Source organism: Sphingomonas sanguinis (genome assembly GCF_001476905.1).
GTDB classification, from domain to species: domain Bacteria; phylum Pseudomonadota; class Alphaproteobacteria; order Sphingomonadales; family Sphingomonadaceae; genus Sphingomonas; species Sphingomonas sanguinis_B.
In genome coordinates this window covers 1-17,958 of the sequence record NZ_LDTE01000142.1, presented here as the reverse complement: position 1 = coordinate 17,958, position 17,958 = coordinate 1, and the positions used below count along the sequence as shown (strand labels likewise).

The following is a 17,958-nucleotide window of genomic DNA, read 5'->3' as shown; positions in this document are numbered from 1 at the left end:
GGCACCGTCAAGACCATCTCTGCCAAAACCGGCGACAGCCTGGCGGTGGATGCGGTGATTTTGGAAATGGAGTAGGCTCTCCCACCCTCACCCTTCCGGCGCTTTGCGCCTCCCTCCCTCTCCCAATGGGAGAGGGAAGGGGCCCGCCCGCGATAGCGGGTGGGAAGGATGAGGGTAGATTATTCGGCCGATCGCTGAGCGAGCGCCAAGATGCGTTCGGCCTCCGCCAGGTGCAGCCGTTCGACCATCTGCCCATCCAGCCGGATCGCGCCTAGCGCCGCCTGCTCGGGATCGGCGAAGGCCTCCACCACCCCTTGCGCCCAGGCGATCTCCGCCGCGTCGGGTCCGAACCCGGCATTCGCCGCAGCGATCTGGTTGGGGTGGATCAGCGTTTTGCCGTCGAAACCCAGACGTCGCCCCTCCGCACATTCCGCCGCGAGCCGTTCGGGGGCGTCGAGGGCGTTGCACACGCCGTCCAGCGCGATCAGCCCGGCGCTTCGGGCGGCGACGACGATCTGAACGCGTAAGGGCAGTAAAGCCTCGGGCGCGGGCGGCGAGGGCAGCCGCATCTCCTTCGCCAGATCGTTGGTTCCCGCAATCAGGGCGGTCAGCCCCAGCCCGGTCGCCGCTTGCGCGATCGCGCCCAGCGACAGGATGCCGCGACACGTTTCGATCATCGCCCAGAGCGGCACGTCCGGTCCCAGCGCCGCCCGTGCGGCGGCCAGTGTCGCGACGTCGTCGACCTTGGGGATAAGGACCGCCGCCGGACGCGTCTCGGCCAACGCGGCGAGGTCGTCGGCCGCATGGGGGCTGTCGAACCCGTTCGTCCGCACGACCAGCAGCCTGTCGCCAAAGCCTCCCTCGCGCACCGCCGCCACCGCCGCGTCGCGCGCCACGGCTTTGGCGTCGGGGGCGACCGCGTCCTCCAGGTCGAGGATCACCGCGTCGCTGTCGAGCCTACGCGCCTTGGCGATGGCGCGGGAGTTGGAGGCGGGGAGGAACAGGGCGCTGCGCAGGGTCATCGCGCGAACATAGCGGCGTCGCGCCTCTGGTAAAATGGCCGGGGCGCGCCATAATCAAACGCTCATAGGGGGATGAGATGACCGCGACGCTGCTGCTGCTGGGGCTGACGATCACGCTTTACGTCTGGCCCGATCTGCCGGTCAGTCGCTGGCTGGCGGGCATGGTGATCGAGGACCCCGCGCGGCTGCTCGGCCGGGTCCGGCCGGGGCATTGGGCGATCATGGTGTTGGGAGTCGCCCTCCTGGGCCTCGCCATCTGGTTCGAGATCGACGAGATTCGGATGCTCGCCGCAGCGGCCGCGCCGATGGGCGATCTGGTCATGCTCGCTTCGGCGATCGAATGGGGCGGGGTGGCCGAATTGGTCATGGCGGCCGTCCTGTCCTCCTCGATGCTGGCGCGCTGGCCTGTTTTCGGCCGCTGGGCCGGGCGGATGTCCGCGAGCCGGACCGTTCGCCCGCGCCGGGTGGAGCGGCCCGCCAACGACAGCGACGATGGCGAGGGGCGAAGGCTCGCCGCCTGATCCCTTTGCGGGGGCGGAACGAAAGCGTCGGGCCGCCGTTCACCCGCCTGAATGCTCCGCGATCCGCGCCTCGCCAAAATTCCCGCGCGTTTCGCGTGTCTTGGGTCGTGCTTCGTCCTTTCCGCCTGTGAGCCCGGCATCCTGAACCCCGCCGGGCCGATCGCGGCGGGCGAGCGCAGCATCTTCTTCAACGCGCTGGCGGTGATGCTGGCCATCGTGGTGCCGGTCATCCTGCTCACCTTTGCCTTCGGCTGGTGGTTTCGGGCGGGTAATACCCGTGCCAAGCATCTGCCCGAATGGGCTTATTCGGGACGACTGGAATTGCTGGTCTGGTCGATCCCCGCGCTGGCCATCATGTTCCTGGGCGGCATCGCCTGGATCGGCAGTCATGATCTCGATCCGCCCAAGCCAATCGCATCCAAAGCCAGGGCGATGACCGTCGAGGTCGTCGCCACCGACTGGAAATGGCTGTTCCTTTATCCCGAACAGGGCATCGCGACGATCAATCGGCTGGTCGTGCCGGTCGGCACGCCGGTGAAGTTCCGCATCACCTCGGCAGGCGTGATGAACAGCTTCTTCGTGCCGCAGCTAGGCAGCCAGATCTACGCCATGTCGGGCATGGACTCGACGCTTCACCTGCGCGCCGATAAGGCCGGGCGCTATCGCGGGCTGTCGGCGCATTATAGCGGGGAGGGCTTTGCCGATATGGACTTCTTCGTCGATGCGGTGCCGCAAGCCGCCTTCGACCGCTTCGTCGCGACCGCGCGGGGAGGGCAGGGCAAGACGCTCGACTGGGCCGAGTTCGTCGCCATGGCGCATCCCAGCCGCAATGTCCGCCCTGCCAGCTATCCCCGGCTCCAGCCCGGCCTGTACGACCAGATCGTCATGAAGAACGGCGCGCCTGAGGGCGAGAAGGCCAAGGACGGACGCGAGCAATGAGTTTGACCGGCAAGCTCGGCTGGGACTCGATCCCGTTCCACGAACCGCTGCCTCTGGTGTCGGCGGGCGTCATCGGTCTGGTGCTGCTCGGTGTGTTCATCTGGGTGTGGCGGCGCGGGCATCTGCCGTACATCTGGAGCGAGTGGATCACGAGCGTCGATCACAAGCGGATCGGCGTCATGTACTGCCTGCTGGCGGGCGTGATGCTGCTCCGGGGCTTTTCGGACGCGTTGCTGATGCGGTCGCAACAGGCGATCGCGTACGGCAATGAAGGCTATCTGCCGCCCGACCATTACGACCAAATCTTCTCGGCGCATGGCACGATCATGATCTTCTTCGTGGCGATGCCGTTCATGATCGGGCTGATGAACTTCGTCGTGCCGCTGCAACTGGGCGTGCGCGACGTGGCCTTCCCGACGCTCAATTCGGTCAGCTTCTGGCTGACCGCCAGCGGTGCCCTCCTCATCAATATGAGCCTGGTCATCGGCGAGTTCGCCAAGACCGGCTGGCTGGTCTATCCGCCGCTGTCGGAGTTGCGCTTCTCGCCCGGCGTCGGGGTCGATTATTATCTCTGGGCGCTGCAGATATCGGGGATGGGGACGCTGCTGTCGGGCGTGAACCTCGTCACCACCATATTGAAGATGCGTGCGCCGGGCATGGGCTATAGCCGGATGCCGATGTTCACCTGGACATCGCTGGCCTCCAACCTGCTGATCGTCGCGGCCTTTCCGGTGCTGACCGCCGTGCTGGGCATGCTGATCCTCGACCGCTATCTGGGCTTCCATTTCTTCACGCCGGAAGCGGGCGGCAACCAGATGATGTTCGTCAACCTCATCTGGGCCTGGGGCCACCCGGAAGTCTATATCCTGATCCTGCCCGCCTTCGGTATCTTTTCCGAGATCATCTCGACCTTCTCGTCCAAGCCTCTGTTCGGTTACCGCTCGATGGTCATCGCGACCATGGTGATCTGCATCCTGTCTTTCATGGTCTGGCTGCACCATTTCTTCACCATGGGGGCGGGGGCCGATGTGAACGGCTTTTTCGGCATCACGACGATGATTATCGCGGTGCCGACGGGGGTGAAGGTCTTCAACTGGCTGTTCACCATGTATGGCGGGCGCATCCGCTATACGTCGATGATGCTGTGGTCGATCGGGTTCATCGTGACCTTCGTGATTGGCGGCATGACCGGCGTGATGCTGGCGGTGCCCCCGGCCGATTTCGTGCTGCACAACTCGCTGTTCCTGGTCGCGCATTTCCATAACGTCATCATCGGCGGCGTGCTGTTCGGGGCCTTTGCGGGCTTTACCTTCTGGTTTCCCAAGATGTTCGGCTTCACGCTGGACGAGACCTGGGGCAAGCGCGCCTTCTGGCTGTGGATCAGCGGCTTCTACCTCGCCTTCATGCCGCTCTATGTGCTCGGCCTGATGGGCATGACGCGGCGGATGCAGCATTATGACGTGCCCGGCTGGCAGCCCTGGCTGATTGCCGCCGGGCTGGGCGCGCTGCTGATCCTGGCCGGGATCGGGTGTCAGATCATGATGCTCTATGTCTCGATCAAGACGCGGGGCGAGCGCATCGACGAGAGCGGCGACCCGTGGGACGGGCGGACGCTGGAGTGGATCACCACCTCGCCGCCGCCGGTCTTCAACTTCGCCGTGCTGCCCGATGTGAAGGGTGAGGAAGCCTATTGGGGCATCAAGGCCAAGGCGCGCGAGAACCGCGTCTTGTCCGACCGGCCCGATTACGAAGCGATCGAGATGCCGCGCAATTCGCCAACCGGTGTGGTCAGTGCCTTTTTCGCCACCGCCATGGGCTTTGCGCTGGTGTGGCATATCTGGTGGCTGGTGATCCTGGGCTTCTTCGGCGCCTGGGGGACGTTCGTGGTCTTCGCCTGGCGCGACAAGGCGGAGTATGAGATTCCCGCCAAGGAAGTCGCGCGGCTCGACCAGGCGCGTCGGCGGAGCAAGGCGACGTTGCTCGACCTGCCGGAAGAGGCGCTGTCATGAGCGCCGCCGCACAGACCCATGACCCCAACAAGCTGGGCCGCACCGCCGAGCCCAACCCGGACGGCCCCGCGCCCAAGCGGGTGGTGGTGTCCTATGGCTTCTGGATCTTCCTGCTGTCGGACTTCATCCTGTTCGCCTGTTTCTTCGCCGGTTACGCGGTGTTGAAGGACGCAACGGCGGGCGGCCCCTCGGGCAAGGAGCTGTTCGAGCTGAAGCTGGTCGAGACGGAGACGGTGCTGCTCCTCCTCTCCAGCTTCGCCTGCGGATTGGCGGGGATCGCGACGCTGGCGCGCGACATGCGCTGGTTCCAGATCGCGATGGCGGCGACCGGGCTGCTCGGCGCGGGCTTCCTGATGCTGGAGGGCTATGAGTTTCTCCACCTGATCGGCGAGGGTGCGGGGCCGGGGCGCAGCGCCTTCCTGTCCGCCTTTTTCGCGCTGGTCGGCTGCCACGGACTGCATGTGACGCTGGGGCTGCTGTGGCTGACCACGATGATGGCGCAGGCCTGGGCCAAGGGATTCCGCGAGGACATATTGCGCCGCATCCTGTGCTTCAGCCTGTTCTGGCACGCGCTCGACATCATCTGGGTGGCGCTGTTCACCATGGTCTATCTGATGGGAGTGCGGGGATGAGCCAGCGGCCCGACGAGGAAATGGCCCGCGACGAAACCGCGCCGGGCGAACAGAGCGAGCAGGACTCGATCGTCGGCGGCGTGCGCAGCTATGTCGTCGGCCTGATCGCGGCGGCGATCCTGACCACGGCGTCCTTTGCGCTCGTCCAGTTCGACATTGTCTGGGGCCCCGCTGTGCCCGCCGCACTGGTCGCGCTGGCGATCGGGCAGATGGGGGTGCACCTGGTCTTCTTCCTCCACATCACGACGGGGCCGGACAACAGCAACAATGTGCTGGCGCTGCTGTTCGGCATCCTGATCGTGGCGCTGGTGCTGCTGGGCTCGATCTGGATCATGGGGCATCTGAACCACAATCTGATGGGGCCGATGGCAACGCCCTAGCTTTCGACCAGGGTGCCCCGGATGGCGGATACGCTTCGCGAGCGGTCGAAGCGCAGGATCAGCTTTTCGTCGCCGATGGGCAGATGAAGGGCAAAGCCGTTGCCGCGGTCCCAGTCTTCCGGCGTCATCGGAGCACCGGACAGGTTGCGCCACTCGGCACCGGCCAGCCAGTCCGTCCAGTCGAGCGGCATGTCCCGGCGAAAGGCGCTGAGCTGTGCGACGAAATCCTCCAGTGCTTTGTCGCGGGTTTCCCAGTTGAGCCACGTCGTCTCGTTATCCTGCGCATAGCCGTTGTTGTTGCCGTTCTGGCTACGGCCGAACTCGTCGCCTGCGGTCAGCATCGGGGTGCCGCGCGACAGGAACAATGTGGCCAGCATCGCGCGGATTGAGGCTTTGCGGGCGGCAAGGATCGCGGGATCGTCGGTTGGCCCTTCTTGCCCATGGCTCCACGACACCTCGTCGCCATGGCCGTCGCGATTGTCCTCGCCATTGGCGTGGTTGTGCCGCCCGGCATAGGCAACCAGATCGGCCAGCGTGAAGCCATCATGGGCGGCGACGAAATTGACCGAGCGGCTGGTGGGGCCGGTAAAGACATCCGCGGACCCCGCGATCCGCGTCGCCAGGTCGCCGGCGCGCCCGTCGCCACGCCAGAAGCGCCGCACCTGGTCACGATATTTGTCGTTCCACTCCAGCCAATGCTCGGGGAAGTTGCCGAGCTGGTATCCGCCGGGGCCGATGTCCCATGGCTCGGCGATCATGATGCGGGTCGACAGCACCGGATCGGCGGCGATCTTGGCGAAGATCGGCGCGTGGGCGTCGAAGCCCGGCCCGCGCGCCAGGACGGTGGCCAGGTCGAAGCGGAATCCGTCCACGCCTGCCCGTGCAAAATGGCGCAAAGCATTGAGGATCATCGCACGGACGCCCGGGCGGCTGGCGTCGAGCATATTGCCGGTGCCTGCATCGTTGATGAGCGCGCCGTCCGCGGTCCGGGCATAGGCTTCCGGGTCGAGCCCGCGGAAGGACAGGGTGCCGCCATAGACGTCGCTCTCGCCCATATGGTTGAACACGAGGTCGAGGATGACGCCGATCCCGGCCTGCCGCAGCGCCGCGACGGTCGCGACCAGTTCGGCGACGCCGCCCGGCACCCGCTCCGGGCAGAGCGCCATCGGCACCACCGGGTTGTAACCCCAGGCATTGCGCAGGCCGAGCGGTGGCAGATGCCGCTCGTCGATCGCGGCGGTGATCGGCATGAGTTCGACGGCCGCGACGCCCAACTTGTGCAGATGGTCGAGCACTGCGGGATGCGCCAGCGCCGCCAGGGTGCCGCGCTGTTCGGGCGGAATGGCGGGATGGCGCATGGTGAAACCGCGCACGTTGAGTTCGTAGATCAGGCCGCCCGGCCGGAATAGCGGCGGGGCGGGGATGTCGGTCAATCGCGGGACGACACGGGCACGGGGGACGATGTCGGCGGTGTCGTCGCCATAGGCCGCCAGACGCGGCGACTGGACGAAGGGGCGGTCGAGTTCGACGGCATATGGGTCGACGAGCAGCTTGGCGGGGTCGAACCACAGGTTGCGCGCCGGGTCGTATTCGCCGTGTGCGCGATAGCCGTAGAGATGGTTCGTGCCCGGAGCAGTAGCGGTCCACACATCGCCGTCGCGGGTCATGGCGAACCGGCGTTCGTCTGCGCCGTCGAACAGGCATAGCTCCACCCGCTCGGCGGTCGAGTGGACGGCGAAGCGGGTGCCGCCGGGGACCGGCATTGGGCCGAGGGGTTGGGCAGACTGATTCGTCATGGTGCCGTTACCCTAAACCAGCCGGACCACCCCGGCGAAGGCCGGGGTCCAGTTGGGCCGACCTATCGGAAGTTTCACCAGCGTGGTGGCAACTGGGCCCCGGCCTTCGCCGGGGCACGAAGAGGGGGAGGGCGATAGCCTCTCCCCTCAAGGACGATCAGGTCACCACATCGGGTTCGGTACGGCCGGTATGCTGGGTGATCCCCGCGATCTCGTCGGCCGCCGCGATGATGTCCGCCAGCATCTCGGGCGTCTCGCGATCAAGCTGGTCGGGGGAATAACGTTCCAGATACACCCGCAGGGTCGCGCCGCTGGTGCCGGTGCCCGACAGGCGGAACACGACACGGCTGCCGCCTTGGAACAGCACGCGGATGCCCTGATTGCGGCTGACCGACTGGTCGGTCGGGTCGGTATAGGCGAAGTCGTCCGCCGCCTCGACCGTCAGCCCAGCGAACGTCTCGCCCGGCAGGGTGGCGAGCTTGGCGCGCAGATCGGCCATCAGCGCATCGGCGCGCTCGCTCTCGACGCCCTCATAGTCATGGCGCGCATAATAGTTGCGGCCATAAGTCGCCCAGTGATCGCGCGCGATCTGGTCGACCGACTTGCCCGAGGCGGCGAGGATGTTGAGCCAGAGCAGCACCGCCCACAGCCCGTCCTTCTCGCGCACATGGTCCGAGCCCGTCCCCGCGCTCTCCTCGCCACAGATCGTCGCCATGCCAGCATCGAGCAAATTGCCGAAGAACTTCCAGCCGGTCGGCGTCTCGTACGCCGGGATGCCCAGCTTCTCGGCGACGCGGTCGGCGGCGGCGCTGGTCGGCATCGAGCGGGCGATACCCTTCAGGCCCCCCGCATAGGCCGGGGCCAGATGCGCGTTCGCCGCCAGCATCGCCAGGCTGTCCGACGGCGTGATGAACCGCCCGCGCCCGATGATCAGGTTGCGATCGCCATCGCCGTCCGACGCTGCGCCGAAATCGGGCGCATCCGCCGCCATCATCCGGTCGTACAGTTCCTTGGCATGGACCAGATTGGGGTCGGGGTGATGCCCGCCGAAATCGGGAAGCGGGATGCCGTTCCTGACCGTGCCCGGCGCAAAGCCCAGCCGCTTTTCGAGGATCTCGGTCGCATAAGGGCCGGTGACGGCACTCATCGCGTCGAACGACATGGTGAAGCCGCCCTCGACCGCTTTCCGGATCGCGGCGAAGTCGAACAGGCTCTCCATCAGCGCGGCATAGTCGGCGACCGAGTCGATCACCTCGACCGTCATGTCGCCGACCGTCACCTCGCCCAGCGTATCGAGGTCGATGTCTTCGGCCTCCACCGTCAGCCAGCGGCTGATCGACTTGGTGTTGGCGTGGATCGCGTCGGTCACCTTTTCCGGCGCGGGACCGCCATTCGAGATGTTGTACTTGATGCCGAAGTCTTCGTCGGGGCCGCCCGGATTGTGGCTGGCCGACAGGACCAGGCCGCCCAACGCGCCCCGCTGACGGATCACGTTGCTGGCCGCTGGCGTCGACAGGATGCCGCCCTGGCCGACCACGACGCGGGCAAAGCCGTTCGCCGCCGCCATGCGGATCGCGACCTGGATCACCTCGCGGTTCAGGAAGCGACCGTCGCCGCCGATCACCAGCGTCTGGCCGGTCTTTTCGTCACCCAGCGCGTCGAACGTCGACTGGATGAAGTTCTCGGCATAATTGGGCTGCTGAAAGACGCGAACCTTCTTGCGCAGGCCCGAGGTTCCGGGCTTCTGGTCGAGATAGGGCTCGGTCGCGACGGTCTTGATCATGGGTTCCCCAGCACGGATCGATAGAGTTCGGCATAGTGGCGGCCGCTATGGTGCCAGCTATAATCGGCATTCATGCCATTGACCTGAATGGTCCGCCATTGGTCTTGGTCGGCATAGAGTCTCATTGTGCGACGCAGCGCGGCGACGATATTGTCGGCGGTGACATTGTCGAACTGCAGCCCGGTCGCGACGCCCATGGCCAGAGCGGCCTCATTGGCGTCGATGATCGTGTCGGCCAGACCGCCGGTGCGCGCGACCACGGGAACGCAGCCATAGGCGAGCGCATAAAGCTGGGTCAGCCCGCACGGCTCGAACCGCGACGGGATGACGATCGCGTCGCAGCCGCCCTGAAGCAGGTGCGAGACCGGCTCGTCATAACCGATACGCACCGCGACGCGACCCGGATGGCGCAGCGCGGCGGTAGCGAAGGCGATCTCCAGCGCCGGGTCGCCGGTGCCCAGCACGACCAGCCGCCCGCCCAGCGCCACCAGATCGTCGATCACCTCGACCAGCACGTCCATGCCCTTTTGCCAGGTCAGGCGGCTGATGACGGTGAAGATCGGGCTGTCATCCTCGTCCAGCCCGAACGTCTTTTCGACCGCGCGCTTGTTGGCGATGCGATCGTCCAGCGTGTCGACGGTGAAGGGGGCGGGCAGGGCGGCGTCGGCCTTGGGGCTCCAGACGGCGGGATCGATGCCGTTGACGATGCCGCTGACGCACTCGGCGCGCGCGGCGATCAGGCCCTCCAGCCCCATGCCATACTGAACCCGGTGGATTTCCTCGGCATAGGTCGGACTGACCGTGGTGATCGCATCGGCGGTGCGCAGGCCCGCCTTCAGATAGCCGATCTGGCCATAATATTCGACGCCGTCGACGCTCCACGCCTCGGGCGGCAGGCCGAGATCGGGGAAGTGATGCGCGGCGAACGAGCCCTGGAAGGCGATGTTGTGGATCGTGACGATGCTCTTGGCGACCTTGCCGGGGCCGGGCGCGTAATGGAGGAAGGCGGGGGCCAGCGCCGCCTGCCAGTCATGGGCGTGGAGCAGGTCGAAGTCGTACCCCGGCACCGCGCCCGAGGCGAGGTCGGCCCCGGCGCGCGCCAGCACCGCGAAGCGCCGCCAATTGTCGTGCCAGTCGTTTCCGGCCGTATCGACATAGGGAAGCCCCTCGCGTTCCCAAAGCTGCGGCGCGTCGATCACCAGCAGGCGGTGCGTGCCGATCATCGCCTCGCGAAGCCACGCCTCGGTCCCGATGATATGCGTCCAGTGATGGACGCGCGGCGCATCCTCGCCGATCGCACGCATCACCTTCGGAAAGCCCGGGATCAGCGTGGTCACGGCGATGTCGTGCGGCGCCAAGGCCTCGGGCAGCGCGCCGACCACATCGGCGAGACCGCCGGTCTTGATGAGCGGGAACGCCTCCGAGGCGACCGACAGGACGGAAAGGGTCATGGGGACTTTCAGTTGGCCAGACGGTCGATCATCGGCTGGGTGATCAGGCAGATGCCCTTGTCGGTGCGCCGGAACCGGTGCGCGTCGAGCACGGGGTCTTCGCCGACCACCAGGCCGTCGGGAATCCTGACGCCGCGATCGAGGATCACTCGCCGCAGCTGGGCGCCGCGTCCGATCTGGCAGAAGGGCAGGACGACGGCTTCGTTCAGCGACGCATAGCTGTGCGTACGGACCCCGGTCGACAGCAGCGAGCGGTTGATCGAGGATCCCGACACGATGCAGTCGCCCGCGATCAGGCTGGCCACTGCCGATCCACGCCGCCCCTCCACGTCATGGACGAACTTGGCGGGCGGCGTGATCTCGGCATAGGTCCAGAGCGGCCAGCTGCGGTCGTACAGGTCGAGCTGCGGCACCACGTCGGTCAGGTCGAGGCTGGCCTCCCAATAGGCGTCGACCGTGCCGACATCGCGCCAATAGGCACCGGGTTCGTCCTCGGATCGGACGCAGCTGGCGGAGAAGCGGTGCGCCTGGGCTTTGCCATGCTCGACCAGATAGGGGATTATGTCCTTGCCGAAGTCGCGGGCGGAGCCCGGCGTCTCGGCATCGCGGCGCAGCTGTTCGAACAGGAAGGCGGTGCGGAAGACATAGATGCCCAGCGACGCCAGCGACACGCCCGGATTGCCGGGGATGGAGGGCGGATCGGCGGGCTTTTCGACAAAATCGACGATGCGGTCGGTCTCGTCCACATGCATCACGCCGAATGCACTGGCTTCCTCGCGTGACACTTCCAGACAGGCGACGGTGACGTCGGCACCACTGTCGACATGCTGCTGGAGCATCAGCTCATAGTCCATCTTGTAGACGTGATCGCCTGCCAGGATGACCATGAATTCGGGCGCATAGCTTTCGATGATGTCGATATTCTGGAACACCGCGTCGGCGGTGCCCTCATACCATTGAAACTCGCTGATCCGCTGGCTGGCGGGCAGGATGTCGAAGCTTTCGTTGCGTTCGTCGCGCAGGAAGTTCCAGCCGCGCTGGAGGTGGCGGATCAGCGAGTGCGCCTTGTACTGGGTTGCCACGCCGATGCGGCGGATGCCCGAGTTGATCGCGTTGGACAAAGCGAAGTCGATGATCCGCGCCTTGCCGCCGAAATAGACGGCGGGCTTGGCGCGGGTGTCGGTCAACTCCATCAGGCGACTGCCACGACCGCCCGCCAGCACATAGGCCATGGCATCGCGCGCCAGCGGTTGTCCGCGCCTCAGGTCCATCGTCCGTCTCCCATCCCGTTTGTTTGTGGTGCAACGCGCTGACAACGCGTTGGTATTCTTGGAAAAGCTTCGATCCAGATCAGCCGTCGAAGCGCAGGATCACGGTCGCCAGCGGCGGCAGCGTCACCCAGGCCGCGCCGTCATGCGCATCCACACCGCCCATATTGCCCAGCCCTGAGCCCCAATATTGGCTGGCGTCGGAGTTCAGCACCTCGGTCCAGCGGCCGTCATGCGGCAGCGGCAGGCGGTACGGCGCGCGCGCGACCGGCGTCATGTTGGCGATGACCGCGACCGGCTTTTCGCCCGGCGCCTTGCGCAACCAGGCGAAGACCGAATGGGCGCTGTCGTCGGCCACCAGCCACTCAAACCCCTCGCGCTCGCAGTCGCGGGCATGGAGCGCGGGCGTGTCGCGGTACAGGTGGTTCAGGTCACGGACCAGCGAGCGGACGCCCTCATGCGCATGGCTGCACCGCAGATGCCAGTCGAGCGGACGATCTTCCGACCATTCCTCGCGCTGGGCGAATTCCTGGCCCATGAAGAGCAGCTTCTTGCCCGGATAGGCCCACATGAAGGCGTAATAGGCGCGTAAGTTAGCGAATTTCTGCCAGTCGTCGCCCGCCATCTTGGTCAGCAGGCTGCCCTTGCCATGGACCACTTCGTCATGGCTGAGCGGCAGGACGAAATTCTCGTCAAAGGCGTAATGCAGACCGAACAGGATCTCGCCATGATGGTGCCGCCGATGCACGGGTTCGCGCGCCATGTACTGGAGCGTGTCGTGCATGAAGCCCATGTTCCACTTGAAGCCGAAGCCCAGCCCGCCGTCATGCGCGGGTGCCGAGACGCCTGGCCACGCAGTGGACTCTTCGGCGACGGTGAAGACGCCGGGATGCTGGCCATAGACCTGGCGGTTGACCTGGCGGAGGAACTCGACCGCTTCCCAATTCTCGCGACCACCCTGTTCGTTGGGCACCCACTCACCGTCCTTGCGGCTGTAGTCGCGGTAGAGCATCGAGGCGACCGCATCCACGCGAAGCCCGTCGATATGATAACGCTCGGGCCAGAACAGCGCGTTGTTGACCAGGAAGCTCGAAACCTCGCGCCGCCCGAAATTATAGATGGCGGTGTTCCAGTCGGGGTGGAAACCCTGGCGCGGGTCCTCATGCTCATAGAGCGCGGTGCCGTCGAAATGCGACAGGCCATGCGCGTCGGTTGGGAAGTGCGCGGGCACCCAGTCGAGGATCACGCCGATCCCGGCACGGTGCGCGCCGTCGACGAAGCGCGAAAACCCCTCGACATCGCCGAACCGTGCGGACGGGGCATAGAGCCCTGTCGTCTGATAGCCCCAGCTGGGGTCGTACGGATGCTCGGAGATGGGCAGGAATTCGATATGGGTGAACCCCATCTCGACCACATAGGGGATCAACCGGTCGGCCAGCGCATCCCAGCTGAGATACCAGCCATTCTCGTCGCGGTCCCATGACCCGGCATGGACCTCATAGATGCTGATCGGCACCCGGCGCGGGTCGATCTTCGACCAATGTTCGCGGTGCGGGGCGTCCTGCCAGACATGCTGGGGCGGGGCGGTCGTCACCGAGGCGGTCTTGGGACGCAACTCGGCAGCGAAGGCGAAGGGGTCGGCCTTCATCGGCTGTTCCGCGCCATGCGGGCCGGTGATGGCGAATTTGTAGGCGCGGCCCTCGCCGATATCGGGGATGAAGATTTCCCACACGCCGACGTCCAGGCGGCGCCGCATGACATGGCGGCCGGGGTTCCAGTCGTTGAAGTCGCCGACCACCGCGACCCGCTCGGCATTGGGCGCCCAGACGGCGAAGTGCACGCCCGCCACGCCCTGATGCTCGATCAGATGCGCGCCCATCTTGTCATAAAGACGGAAGTGATTGCCCTCGCCCATCAGGAAATCGTCGAGAGGGCCGAGGACCGGGCCGAAGCTGTACGGATCGGTTATCCACCACTCCGCACCGTGACCCCGCGCGCGGTACTTCACCGGCTGGGCAGGGCCTTTGACAGCGCCCTCGAACAGGCCGCGCGCATCGACGCTCTGCAAATCGCCCAGTGCCGTGCCGGACAGGTCGAAGGCCGTGACCTCCTCCGCACCGGGCACCAGCGCCCGCAGGAACGTGCCGCCCGGTCCTTCATGAGGTCCCAGCAACGCGAACGGATCGGCGTTGCGGCCCTCGATCAGGGCATCCAGAGCGGCACGGGGTGGCTTCACATCACGTTCCAGATTTCCTCGGCATATTGCCGGATGGTGCGATCGGAGGAGAACCATCCGACTTTCGCGACATTGTGGATGGCCGAGGTCGCCCAGCCCGCCTGGTCCTGCCAGCGGGTGTCGACGCTGCGCTGCGCGGCGGTGTAGGCGTCGAAATCGGCGGCGACCATGAACCAGTCGCCATCGTACAGCCCGCCCATCAGCCCGGCGTAACGACCGGGATCGTCGGGCGAGAACACGCCCGAGGCGATGGCGGAGACGGCCTGGCGCAGTTCCGGGCTGCCCTCGATCACTTCGCGCGGGTTGTACCCGTCGCGGCGCTTTTCGGCGACCTCGTCGGCGGTCAGGCCGAAGATGACGATATGATCGTCGCCGACATGCTCCTTGATCTCGACATTGGCGCCGTCGAGGGTGCCGATGGTCAGCGCGCCGTTGAGCGCGAACTTCATGTTGCCGGTGCCCGACGCCTCCATGCCCGCGGTCGAAATCTGTTCGGACAGATCGGCGGCGGGAATGATCTTCTCGGCCAGGCTGACATTGTAGTTGGGGATGAACCCAACCTTCAGCAGATGGCCGACGCTCGGGTCCGAATTGATCCGGCGGGCCACGTCATTGGCCAATTTGATGACCAGCTTGGCATTGTGATAGCTCGACGCCGCCTTGCCCGCGAACAGCTTGACGCGCGGCGTCCAGTCGCGTTCGGGATGGCTGCGGATCTGGTCGTACAGCGCCACCGTTTCGATGATGTTGAGCAGCTGGCGCTTATATTCGTGGATGCGTTTGATCTGGACGTCGAACAGCGCATCTGGGTCTATGCGCAGCCCGCTCGATTCCCGGAGATAATTTGCCAGCCCCACCTTGTTGGAACGTTTGATGCTGAGAAAGCGTTCCCGGAAATTCGCGTCCTGCGCAAATTCCGTGAGCGCTATCAATTTTTCCGCGTCATCCTCGAAACCTGCGCCGATCGCCTCACGGATCAGCGCGGTCAGCTGCGGATTGCACTGCTGCAACCAGCGGCGCGGGGTGATGCCGTTGGTCTTGTTGTTGATCCGCGTCGGATAGAGGTGGTGGAGATCGGCAAAGACCGTCTTCTTCATCAACTCAGTATGCAGCGCGGCCACGCCATTGACGCTGTGGCTGCCCGCAAAGGCCAGGTTCGCCATGCGCACCCGCCGCTCGCCGCCTTCGTCGATCAGGCTGATCGCGGCGATGGCGCGATCGTCGACGCCTTCGATGCCCCGCGCCTCCCGCAGCAGCTTGGCGTTGATCGCATAGATCAGCTGCATGTGACGCGGCAGCAGCCGCTCGAACAGGTGCAGCGGCCAGCTCTCCAGCGCTTCGGGCAGCAGCGTGTGGTTGGTATAGCCGAAGGTGCGACGGGTAATGTCCCACGCCTCGTCGAAACCCAGATCGTGATGATCGATCAGCAGCCGCATCAGCTCGGCGACCGACACCGCTGGATGAGTGTCGTTCAGCTGAATCGCCGCCTTGTCGGGCAGAGTGCGGATATCTTTGAAATACTGGATATGCCGCCGGACGATGTCCTGGATCGAGGCGGAGGAGAAGAAATACTCCTGCCGCAGCCGCAGCTCCTGCCCGGCGGGCGAGCTGTCCGACGGATAGAGGACGCGGACCAGCGTCTCGGCCGCCATCTGTCCGGCGAGCGCGCCGGTATAGTCGCCTGCATTGAAGCGATCGAGCCGGATGGGGTCGATCGCCTGCGCAGTCCACAGCCGCAGCGTGTTGACCCGCTTGCCGCGCCAGCCGACGACGGGCGTGTCGACCGCGATCGCCTCGATCGCCTCGGCGGGTTTCCAGTGGACCGCGCCCGTCTCGGTCCCGACGACCTCGCCGCCGAAGCCGACGAAATAGGCGCTCTCGCGACGCTCGAACTCCCAGGGGTTGCCATGGCTCAGCCAGGTTTCGGGGAGTTCGACCTGCCAGCCATCGTCGATCCGCTGGCGGAACATGCCGTTCACATAGCGGATGCCATAGCCGTAGGCGGGCAGGTCGAGGCTGGCGAGGCTTTCCATGAAACAGGCGGCCAGCCGCCCCAGGCCGCCATTTCCCAGCGCCGCGTCGGGTTCCATCTCCTCCAGCTCAGCGAGGTCGACGCCCAGCGACTGGAGCGCGCCCGCCACCTGCGCCATCACGCCCATGTTGGACAGCGCGTCACGCAGCAGCCGGCCGATCAGGAACTCCAGGCTGAGATAATAGACCCGCTTGGCGCCCGCGGCATGGGCTTGGCGGGTGGAGGCCATCCAGCGTTCGATAATGTCATTGCGGACGGTCAGGATGGTCGCGGCCAGCCAGTCGTGCGGCCGCGCATTGGCGGCGTCCTTGCCGATCCGGTGCACCAGCGTGTCGACAATGGCGTCGGCCAGCGGCCCGGTGTCGTCGACATGCAGCGTGGTGATGGTGGTCGTCATTGATTCGGGCGTCCCTGTATCCCAGTTCGCGCCAGCTTAGCCGCGCGCCCCCCGAAGTCACGCGCCAACGTTTCGCAACTGCGGGACGATTCAGCCCGTCGCGATACCCCAGAGCAGGGTCAGGTTGAGCGCGATGATCGTCGCCGCGATCACCCAGGCAACCACGCGCAGCCAGAAGGGGCTGGCAAAGGGCCCCATCATGCCCTTGTCCGCGGTAAAGCGGACCAGCGGCACGACCGCGAAGGGCAGCTGGAGGCTGAGGACGACCTGGCTGAGCACCAAGAGCTTCGTCGCGCCCGCCTGACCGCTGGCGCCGACGACGAGGACGGCGGGGATGATGGCCAGCCCGCGCGTGATGAGCCGCCGCAGCCAGGGGGCGAGCCGCAGGTCGAGAAACCCCTCCATCACGATCTGCCCGGCCAGCGTCCCCGTGACGGTCGAGTTCTGGCCCGAGGCTAGCAACGCCACACCGAACACCACGCTCGCCGCGCCAGCACCCAGCATCGGGGCTAGCAGCCGGTAGGCCTGGTCGATCTCGGCAACGTCGGTACGCCCGGCGACATGGAAGGTGGCGGCGGCCACGATCAGGATCGCGGCGTTGATGAAGAAGGCGAAGAACAGCGCCACCGTGCTGTCGATCGTCGCCAGCTTGATCGCGTCGCGCTTGCCCTCGGTCGTCAGACCGAAGGCGCGGGTCTGCACCACCGAGGAGTGCAGGTAGAGATTATGCGGCATCACCGTCGCGCCCAATATGCCGATCGCGATGTAGAGCATCGCCGGGTCGGTCACGATCCGCGTCGTCGGAATGAAGCCCGTCATCACCGCGCCCGGATCGGGGCGCGAGGCGATCAGTTCGTACAGGAAACAGCCGCCGATGATCAGCAGGAGCGCGATGATGAACGCCTCGACCTTGCGGAAGCCGTAACGCTGAAGCGCCAGGATCAGGAACACGTCCAGCCCGGTGATGAGCACGCCCCAGACCAGCGGCAGGTCGAACAGCAGTTGCAGCGCGATGGCGGTGCCCAGCACCTCGGCCAGGTCGCATGCGATGATCGCGATCTCGCAGAGCAGCCACAATATGCGCGAAACCGGTTTGGAATAGGCCGCCCGGCACGCCTGCGCCAGGTCCAGCCCGGCGGCGATCCCCAGCCGCGCCGACAGCGCCTGCAGGATCATCGCCATGATGTTGGACAGCAGGATGACCGAGAGAAGCGCATAGCCATAGGCCGATCCGCCCGCGATGTCGGTCGCCCAGTTGCCGGGGTCCATATAGCCGACCGCGACCAGATAGCCGGGCCCGGCAAAGGCGAACAGCCGCCGCAGAAAGGATGCGCCTTCCGGCACGGCGATCGAACGATGGCTTTCGGCAAGCGAGCGGGTGGCGGGCGTGGCTACGGTCATCGGCCTGAAGATGTGACGAAGTTTGCCCAACGCGACAACCCGGCAATGCGTTGCGGGGGACGGTAAATCCTCCCCGCGAGCGGGGAGGATT

The 17,958-nt window shown here is 65.9% G+C and carries 13 protein-coding genes; 5 read left to right on the top strand and 8 right to left on the bottom strand.

The window, feature by feature from the left end; all coding sequences use genetic code 11:
• Positions 1-179: 179 nt before the first annotated feature.
• A complete protein-coding gene (locus SB4_RS17480; RefSeq protein WP_058753604.1) occupies positions 180-1,022 on the bottom strand; it encodes an HpcH/HpaI aldolase/citrate lyase family protein in 843 nt (280 codons plus the stop codon).
• A 77-nt stretch (positions 1,023-1,099) separates the two neighbouring features.
• Between SB4_RS17480 and SB4_RS17475 the strand changes: the two genes are divergently transcribed.
• The 5 genes from SB4_RS17475 to cyoD are packed head-to-tail and all read left to right on the top strand — an operon-like array spanning position 1,100 to position 5,503.
• Complete coding sequence (locus tag SB4_RS17475; protein ID WP_058753603.1) at positions 1,100-1,543, top strand: hypothetical protein; 444 nt, start codon at positions 1,100-1,102, stop codon at positions 1,541-1,543.
• 51 nt (positions 1,544-1,594) lie between these two features.
• Positions 1,595-2,482, top strand: a complete 888-nt coding sequence (gene cyoA, locus SB4_RS17470) for a ubiquinol oxidase subunit II (RefSeq protein WP_058753602.1) — start codon at positions 1,595-1,597, stop codon at positions 2,480-2,482.
• Positions 2,479-4,491, top strand: a complete 2,013-nt coding sequence (cyoB, locus tag SB4_RS17465) for a cytochrome o ubiquinol oxidase subunit I (RefSeq protein ID WP_153006313.1) — start codon at positions 2,479-2,481, stop codon at positions 4,489-4,491. Before cyoA ends, cyoB begins: the two co-directional genes overlap by 4 nt.
• Positions 4,488-5,123 (top strand): cytochrome (ubi)quinol oxidase subunit III, encoded by a 636-nt coding sequence (locus SB4_RS17460; protein ID WP_058753600.1) that lies wholly within the window; start codon positions 4,488-4,490, stop codon positions 5,121-5,123. The genes cyoB and SB4_RS17460 overlap by 4 nt, the downstream gene beginning before the upstream one ends.
• Complete coding sequence (gene cyoD, locus SB4_RS17455; protein ID WP_058753599.1) at positions 5,120-5,503, top strand: cytochrome o ubiquinol oxidase subunit IV; 384 nt, start codon at positions 5,120-5,122, stop codon at positions 5,501-5,503. Before SB4_RS17460 ends, cyoD begins: the two co-directional genes overlap by 4 nt.
• Here cyoD and glgX read toward each other — a convergent pair.
• The 7 genes from glgX to SB4_RS17420 form a co-directional block, all read right to left on the bottom strand.
• Positions 5,500-7,299 carry a glycogen debranching protein GlgX gene (gene glgX / locus SB4_RS17450; RefSeq protein ID WP_058753598.1) on the bottom strand — a complete coding sequence of 600 codons (1,800 nt, stop codon included), beginning with the start codon at positions 7,297-7,299 and terminating at the stop codon, positions 5,500-5,502. The two genes, cyoD and glgX, sit on opposite strands and share 4 nt — an antisense overlap.
• Positions 7,300-7,456: 157 nt before the next feature.
• Positions 7,457-9,082 (bottom strand): alpha-D-glucose phosphate-specific phosphoglucomutase, encoded by a 1,626-nt coding sequence (locus SB4_RS17445; protein WP_058753597.1) that lies wholly within the window; start codon positions 9,080-9,082, stop codon positions 7,457-7,459.
• A complete protein-coding gene (gene glgA, locus SB4_RS17440; protein WP_058753596.1) occupies positions 9,079-10,533 on the bottom strand; it encodes a glycogen synthase GlgA in 1,455 nt (484 codons plus the stop codon). The genes SB4_RS17445 and glgA overlap by 4 nt, the downstream gene beginning before the upstream one ends.
• 8 nt (positions 10,534-10,541) lie before the next feature.
• On the bottom strand, positions 10,542-11,804 hold the full coding sequence (gene glgC, locus SB4_RS17435) for a glucose-1-phosphate adenylyltransferase (RefSeq protein WP_082670269.1): 1,263 nt from the start codon (positions 11,802-11,804) through the stop codon (positions 10,542-10,544).
• A gap of 79 nt (positions 11,805-11,883) precedes the next feature.
• Positions 11,884-14,037 carry a 1,4-alpha-glucan branching protein GlgB gene (gene glgB, locus SB4_RS17430; protein ID WP_058753595.1) on the bottom strand — a complete coding sequence of 718 codons (2,154 nt, stop codon included), beginning with the start codon at positions 14,035-14,037 and terminating at the stop codon, positions 11,884-11,886.
• Positions 14,034-16,466: a glycogen/starch/alpha-glucan phosphorylase gene (locus SB4_RS17425; RefSeq protein WP_082670268.1), complete on the bottom strand. Its 2,433-nt coding sequence runs from the start codon at positions 16,464-16,466 to the stop codon at positions 14,034-14,036. Before SB4_RS17425 ends, glgB begins: the two co-directional genes overlap by 4 nt.
• Positions 16,467-16,556: 90 nt before the next feature.
• Entirely contained in the window at positions 16,557-17,867 is a 1,311-nt protein-coding gene (locus SB4_RS17420; RefSeq protein WP_058753594.1) for an Nramp family divalent metal transporter, read from the bottom strand.
• Between the last annotated feature and the right edge of the window lie 91 nt (positions 17,868-17,958).